The organism is Actinoallomurus acaciae (assembly GCF_042429965.1).
Taxonomy (GTDB): Bacteria; Actinomycetota; Actinomycetes; order Streptosporangiales; family Streptosporangiaceae; genus Actinoallomurus; species Actinoallomurus acaciae.
In genome coordinates this window covers 1-2,258 of record NZ_JBHLZP010000857.1, presented here as the reverse complement: position 1 = coordinate 2,258, position 2,258 = coordinate 1, and the positions used below count along the sequence as shown (strand labels likewise).

General features: G+C 71.8%; 2 protein-coding genes. Both read right to left on the bottom strand.

Translation table 11 applies throughout. From position 1 onward, the window contains the following. The coding region (locus ACFFNX_RS48110) for a glycoside hydrolase family 6 protein (protein ID WP_378213131.1) at window positions 1-1,624 on the bottom strand (1,624 nt) is incomplete at its 3' end. A 144-nt stretch (window positions 1,625-1,768) separates the two neighbouring features. After that, window positions 1,769-2,258, bottom strand: a 490-nt coding sequence (locus ACFFNX_RS48105) for a substrate-binding domain-containing protein (protein ID WP_378213130.1), incomplete at its 5' end; no start/stop codon positions are given.

The following is a 2,258-nucleotide window of genomic DNA, read 5'->3' as shown; positions in this document are numbered from 1 at the left end:
GCGGGGCGTCCGGCAGCGCGCCGGTCGGGCTGTTGCCGTTGCGGGCGTTGCCGCCGTAGTCCGGGTCGCACATCTGGTCGAAGCCCTTGCCCTCGTCATTGGGGATGGACTTGCTGGCGCCGTCGGACTCGCCCGGCGGCTTCACCCACGCGTACGCGTCGAAGCCGGCGGCCGGGGCCGCGGTCGGCCGCGCGCCGAGTCCCGCGCCGGACTGGTTGCACCAGTCGCCGACGTGCGGCCGCCGGTCGACGCGCTCGGCGTTGACCTGCGCGTTGATGTCGGCGGCCGAGCTCGGCCCGGTCGGGCGGCTCGAACCGCCCCAGCCGTTGCGGGACGTGTCGATGACCATGCCGATGCCGGAGGGGAGACCGTCGGAGATGAGCTGCTGCCGGAAGGCCGCGCCGAAGCTCGCCTCGTCGACGTACCGGTTCCAGTCCACCCAGGTCGACGGGCGGGTCTGGTCGTTGACCGGCAGGTACGGCTCGGTGGTGGGCGAGTAGTTGGCGGTGTTGATTACGAAGCCGTCGATGCTGTTCACCCCGGCGGTCGTGCCGCGGGCGACGGTGGCGAAGAGCTGCGCGGCGGGATCGAAGTTGCTGTCCCAGCCGAGCCAGCCGTGGTGCGCGGCGTCGAGGTAGGTGTAGACGTTGCTGATCGCGTGCAGCCTGTTCAGCGCGTACTGGACGCCCGCGACGTAGTTGCCGTTCTGCTGCATGGTCCGGCACTCGGTGGTCGCGGTGTCGCCGCTGACGTTGGTGACCAGGTTGGGCAGCGAGTCCGGCTCGATGTAGGCGATGATCTTCAGGTTCGCGTACTTCGAGTCGGCCATGATCGAGGCGATCGGGTCGATGTAGTCGGTCTTGTAGCGGCCGATCTCCGTCGGGCCGAGCTCGCCGTTGGAGGCCAGCGCCGCGCAGTCACGGCCGGGCAGATCGTAGATGACGAACTGCGCGTAGCTCGCGCCCTGCGCCAGGGCGGCGTCGAGGTGGTCGCGCAGGCCCATCCCGCCGTTCACCCCGTTGATCGCCGCGATGCGGTCGAGCCACACGGCCGTCGGTTGGTTCGCGACCGCGCTGCCGCCGTCGCCCTGGGCTTCGGCGGACCACTCGGAGTTCACGTAGCCCTTGCCGCCGGTGAACGGGTTGTCGGTGTGGTCGCCGCCGTCGCCCGGCGGGGGCTGCGTGGGGCCGGAGCCGGTGGAGCCGTCGCAGGTCGAGCCGTTCAGCTTGAACGACGCCGGCGTGGCGTTCGTGCCGGAGTAGGAGCCGTTGAAGCCCAGCGACGTCGAGGCGTTCGTGCCCAGGCCGCCGTTGTAGGAGACGCTCTTGACCGTGACGTGCTTCGCGGACTGGGTGAAGGTGCCGCTCCAGCCCTGGGTGACCTGCTGGTCGCCGGCGAAGTCCCACTCCAGGGTCCATGAGGTGAGCGGATCGCCGAGATTGGTGATGCTCAGGTCGGCGGTGAACCCGCCGCCCCAGTCGTTGGTGGTGTAGCCGACCGTACAGCCGGTCGCCGCGCGTGCCGTCCCGACGGCGACGAGCGTCGAGACGAGACCGAGCAGCAGTGCGGCCAGCGCCACTGCCGCCGGCCGGCCCGCGCGCGGGCGATGGACGTTGACATTCATGCGGATGCGTCCTCCTCAGGACTCTGGCGGAAGCGCTCCCGGGGGGACTCCCCCGGGAGTGGGCTCAGGAGGGTGTGCGGGTGTGTTCTCTCCTCTGTGCCGGGGGTCGGAATCCCGCGTCTTCAGACGGGGGAAGCGGGCCGGTCACGCGGAATCGCGGATGATCAGTTCGGTGCCGAGGATGACGTTGCGGCCGGGAGCGCCGGCGATCCGGGCGAGGAGTTCCCGCGCCATCCGGGCGCCCAGTTCCTCGAGGGGCCGGCGGACGGTCGTGAGCCTCGGCGTCACGCGGCCGGCGATCGGCGCGTCGTCGAAGCCGACCACCGCGACGTCGTGAGGGATGTGCCGGCCGGTGCGCCGCAGCGCGCGCAGGGCGCCCACGGCCATCTGGTCCGAGGCGGCGAGCACCGCGTCGATGTCCGGGCGCCGGTCGAGCAGCTTGTTCATCGCGTGCTCCCCCGACGCCTGGCGCAGGTCTCCGTACGCGACCAGGCCGGGTGTCGCGACGCCGATCTCGGCCATCGCCGCCCGGTAGCCCTCGAGCCGGTCGATGCCCGCGGCCCGGTCGGGCGGCCCGGCGATCGTCCCGATCGCCCGTCGGCCGGACCGGGCGAGGTAGTCCACCGCCGCTCGC